5 protein-coding genes are annotated in these 4,080 nt (G+C 54.4%); all 5 read left to right on the top strand.

Annotated elements, in window-relative coordinates; translation table 11 throughout:
* The first annotated feature begins 408 nt into the window (after positions 1-408).
* The 5 genes from ACREAY_RS10325 to ACREAY_RS10305 are packed head-to-tail and all read left to right on the top strand — an operon-like array spanning position 409 to position 4,005.
* Complete coding sequence (locus ACREAY_RS10325) at positions 409-846, top strand: uL15 family ribosomal protein (RefSeq protein ID WP_431755690.1); 438 nt, start codon at positions 409-411, stop codon at positions 844-846.
* A complete protein-coding gene (gene secY / locus ACREAY_RS10320) occupies positions 827-2,257 on the top strand; it encodes a preprotein translocase subunit SecY (RefSeq protein ID WP_431755689.1) in 1,431 nt (476 codons plus the stop codon). Before ACREAY_RS10325 ends, secY begins: the two co-directional genes overlap by 20 nt.
* Entirely contained in the window at positions 2,244-2,828 is a 585-nt protein-coding gene (locus tag ACREAY_RS10315) for an adenylate kinase (RefSeq protein ID WP_431755688.1), read from the top strand. Before secY ends, ACREAY_RS10315 begins: the two co-directional genes overlap by 14 nt.
* Entirely contained in the window at positions 2,825-3,424 is a 600-nt protein-coding gene (locus ACREAY_RS10310) for an EMC3/TMCO1 family protein (protein WP_431755687.1), read from the top strand. Before ACREAY_RS10315 ends, ACREAY_RS10310 begins: the two co-directional genes overlap by 4 nt.
* Positions 3,421-4,005 carry an AAA family ATPase gene (locus ACREAY_RS10305; RefSeq protein ID WP_431755686.1) on the top strand — a complete coding sequence of 195 codons (585 nt, stop codon included), beginning with the start codon at positions 3,421-3,423 and terminating at the stop codon, positions 4,003-4,005. Before ACREAY_RS10310 ends, ACREAY_RS10305 begins: the two co-directional genes overlap by 4 nt.
* Positions 4,006-4,080: the final 75 nt, after the last annotated feature.

Genomic DNA, 4,080 nt, shown 5'->3' with positions numbered 1-4,080 from the left:
CTTTCTGACAAGCAGCAGCCAGATAAGCAATGGTCTTGGCAAACTTAACGGCTTAAAGAAGCGTCGAGACAATTCACAAACATCGCATATCCATAAGAATGATGTAGCGTTACCCTAAATGTCTCGCTGAAAAATCTACTTGTCTAATGCATCCTGATCCAGCAGCTATCCCGACCGTTTGCTAATCAGTTGAATCCTTGCATCCTCAATATATCATGAATCGCTACTCATCTTTCTCGTCAAGCCACTCCTTCTGCTTGACCTTGATGCAGTCCTTAATCTATATCAACGAGAAATAGCCCCAACTTTGTACAATAGCCATAGTCCAAGGCTAACAAGCCCTCGCTCTAGTAAGACTTAATTAAGGTTATAGCCGAACGTCAATCCATTCAATCATAGTGATAATTAATGGCTACCAGATTTAGAAAAAGCAGAAGGCAAAGAGGCAGCAGGTATTGCGGCTGGGGCCAGGTCGGCCAGCACAGGCAGGCAGGAAGCAGGGGAGGCATCGGCGGAGCCGGCAAGCACAAGCACTTTTTCATAAGGACAGTAATCGAAGAACCAGACCACTTTGGTCACGACGCGTTCAACTCGTTCAACCGCAACCTGGTCAACAGGTGGGTCAACGTCCGCGACCTTGATGCAGTCTTTGCCAAGCACGGCAAGGCCGACGAGTCAGGCAAGGTCGTCCTGGACCTCGCAGCACTCGGGTATGACAAGTTGCTGGGCGGCGGCCAAATAGGCGGCGCTTACACTATCAAGGTAGCCAAGGTATCAGAGAAGGCCAAGGCAAAGATCCAGGCAGCAGGCGGTGAGGTCATCTCAGATGAGCACGACGCAGAATGAGAGCAAGCTCAGGCGCATAATCAAGGCAGCGTCTGTTTACGTCCCGCAGGTTCCAAAGCCCAAGAAAAAGATCACGCTGACGGAAAAGTTCGTCTGGACCGGCATCGCGCTCTTTGCATACCTCATCATGGGCCAGATCCCGCTTTATGGCGTCACTGAGGACCCGCGCTTTGACTTTCTCGCCTTTGCCAGGGTCATCTTTGCCGCGCAGCAAGGCACGCTGATGGAGCTTGGCATCGGGCCCATAGTCACTGCAGGGTTGCTCATGCAGCTCTTGAAGGGCTCGGACCTCATCCGCCTCGACTTCAAGAACCCGGACGACAGGTCGCTCTTTACGTCGGCGACCAAGATAGTCACCATCATAGTAATCGTCGCAGAGGGCGCGCTCTACGGCATCTCTGTGTACGGCCCCTTGGTTGATGGCCCCCACATAATTGCGGTGGTTATTGGCCAGCTGATCTTTGCCTCACTGCTCGTCATGCTGATGGACGAGATGGTGCAAAAAGGGTGGGGCGTCGGCTCTGGACTGTCGCTGTTCATCATGGCAGGCATTGCCCAGACGATACTCTGGAGCGTGTTCAGCCCGCTGCCTGCAAACGACGGGCCCATAGGCATCGCGCCGTTTGCCATACAGGCAGGATTGGAAGGCCACATACAGGATGCGATATTCCGCGCGGGCCAGCTGCCGAGCGTATTTGCGCTTGCGCTCACAATAGGAGTAATACTCGTGCTCGTGTATATCGAGGGGATACACGTCGACATTCCTATAGTATCGACAAAATACAGAGGCTTTACGGCCGTCTACCCCATCAAGCTGCTATACACGTCAGTCATCCCGGTCATCCTGGCGTCGGCACTCATCGCCAACGCGGTGTTCATGGGTCAGATGATGTGGGCCAACTATAACCCCAACAACACCAACCCAGTGTTCAACTGGATTGCGCAGTTTGACCAGAACAGCTCGCAGACTCCCACGGGCGGCATACTATACTACATAACTTCTCCAAGGAGCCTCGAAACGGTAGCTCAGGACCCCGTAAGGGCGGTAGTCTATGCCATATTCTTTACGGCCATAGTCACGGTGTTTTCAAGGCTCTGGGTAGAGTTGGGCGGCCTGTCGGCCAAGACGGCGGCGCGCAACCTGCTTGACGCAGATGTCCAGGTGCCGGGCTTCCGCAGGTCTGAAGGCTCTGTAGAAGGCTTGCTCAACCGCTACATTCCGTCGCTCACGATAATCAGCGGCATCATCATCGGCCTTCTGGCGTCGCTCTCAGACATGCTTGGAGTCTTTGGCTCTGGCACCGGCGTACTGCTGATGGTCAACATCATGGTGAGCTATTACCAGACGCTGGTCAAAGAGCAGGTCGACACCTACATGCCCAAACTGGCGGCTATCCTTGGCAGGAAATAACAAGCGCGCAATCATCGTCGGCATCCCCGGCGTGGGCAAGACCACCGTCATCGCCCGCGCTGCAGAGATGCTGTCGCAAAAGCGCAAGACAACTCTTGTCACCTATGGGACGCTCATGTTTGAGGAGGCGCAAAAGATGGGCGTCAAGAGCCGCGACGAGATGCGCAAGCTGCCGGTCAGCGAGCAGCGCAGGCTGCAAGAGACTGCCGCAAGGCGCATTGCCGACATGAAAGACGACATTGTGATCGTCGACACTCACCTTTTTATAAGCACGGGCGAGGGATATTATCCCGGCCTGCCCATGCGACTGCTAACGATAATGAACCCTACCAACCTGATAATGGTGGCCGCCGACCCGCAAGAGATCGTGGACCGCAGGAGGAACGACTCGACGCGCGTGCGCGACGAGGCGTCGGTTGAAGCCATCCGCAACGACCTTGACTTTTCAAAAATGATGCTCGCCTCATGCTCGGTATTGACGGGCGCGCCGTTTGCGCTTGTCCTCAACGACAATGGCAAGGCAGACGATGCCGCCGCCGGCATAGCCAAAGTGCTGGGAGAAGGAAAATGATGATAGATTGGGGCAGCATAATACTGCAGTTCTTTAGCCCGCAGTACACGCGCAACCCGATATTCCCGGACATGGTCTCGGCCAGCATAGTGGCTCTGGCGATTTCAGTCGGCATGAGCTTTGCCTTTGCGATGCTTCGCAAAAAGACCACCGACATTGAGCGGACCAACAGGATAATGAAGGAGACCAACGAGTGGCGCAAGTCCTACACCGACGCGGTGAAAAAGGGCGACAAGGAGAGGGTCGACGAGCTGAAGAAAAAGCAGGCATACATCAACAAGATGGCCCTTGAAGTGCAACAGCAGCAGATGCGCCCCATGTTCATCTACATGATACCGTCGTTTTTGATATGGATATTCGTCTTTCCCGCGATATTCGGCCAGGTCGTCAACATATCGCCCATATACCTGCCGTTCATCACGTGCAGCGACGAAGACGTCGCAAACCAGACGCAGCTTGACGAGAACGGCAACCCCAGGGGCGCCTGCACGCTGCCGGGCGAGGTATACCTATGGGGCTGGTTCCTGCTGACGTCGTTTGGGTTTTCCGGCATAATATCCAAGATAACCAAGACAGGCATGGCCACCGGCATATGACCGCAAGATTCAGCATCGTCATTTCCGGCTGGCCGGCAGTTGGCAAGACCACCATAGCAGGCGAGCTTGCCAAGGAATTCGGCCTGTCGCACTATAACGGGGGCGACATACTGAAGATGCTTGCAGCAGAAAGGGGCTACTCTACCGACACGTCGAAAAGCGACTGGTGGGACACGCCGGAGGCAAAAAAGTTCATGGAAGAGCGCAAGCGCGACCCCACGTTTGACAAAAAGGTCGACGGCAAGCTGTCAGAGATACTAAAGAGCGAGAACGCGGTGATAACAAGCTATACCTTGCCGTGGCTCGTCAGCGACGAGAGGATAATAAAGTTCTGGCTCAAGGGCTCGTCGCACAACAGGGCAGCGCGCATGGCAAACCGCGACAAGATACCCATCGAGCAGGCAGAAAAGATAGTGGACATGCGCGACGGCGAAAATAAAAAGATCTACCGCAGCCTCTACGGCTTTGTCTTTGGCGACGACCTGTCGGTGTTTGACTATGCGCTCAACACCGACAGGCTGAGCCTCGACGCGCTGGTAGAAATATCAAAATTAATAGTAAGGCACCACGCGAGTCGTTGATGATATGCTACCGCAGCTCGCCAACCTTGTCAACGTGGACGATGACATTACAAACGAAAAATACGGCCATTACCC

The sequence above is a fragment of the Nitrososphaera sp. genome, from assembly GCF_050748925.1.
Taxonomy (GTDB): domain Archaea; phylum Thermoproteota; class Nitrososphaeria; order Nitrososphaerales; family Nitrososphaeraceae; genus Nitrososphaera.
Note: the sequence above shows the minus strand (reverse complement) of the source record. Positions and strands in the feature narration are given on the sequence as shown.

What these genes read in the sequence shown, in the direction of transcription:
- ACREAY_RS10310 (WP_431755687.1), top strand. Translation starts at nt 2,825, where the DNA reads ATGATGATAGATTGGGGCAGCATAATACTGCAGTTCTTTAGCCCGCAG.
- secY (WP_431755689.1), top strand. Translation starts at nt 827, where the DNA reads ATGAGCACGACGCAGAATGAGAGCAAGCTCAGGCGCATAATCAAGGCA.
- ACREAY_RS10305 (WP_431755686.1), top strand. Translation starts at nt 3,421, where the DNA reads ATGACCGCAAGATTCAGCATCGTCATTTCCGGCTGGCCGGCAGTTGGC.
- ACREAY_RS10325 (WP_431755690.1), top strand. Translation starts at nt 409, where the DNA reads ATGGCTACCAGATTTAGAAAAAGCAGAAGGCAAAGAGGCAGCAGGTAT.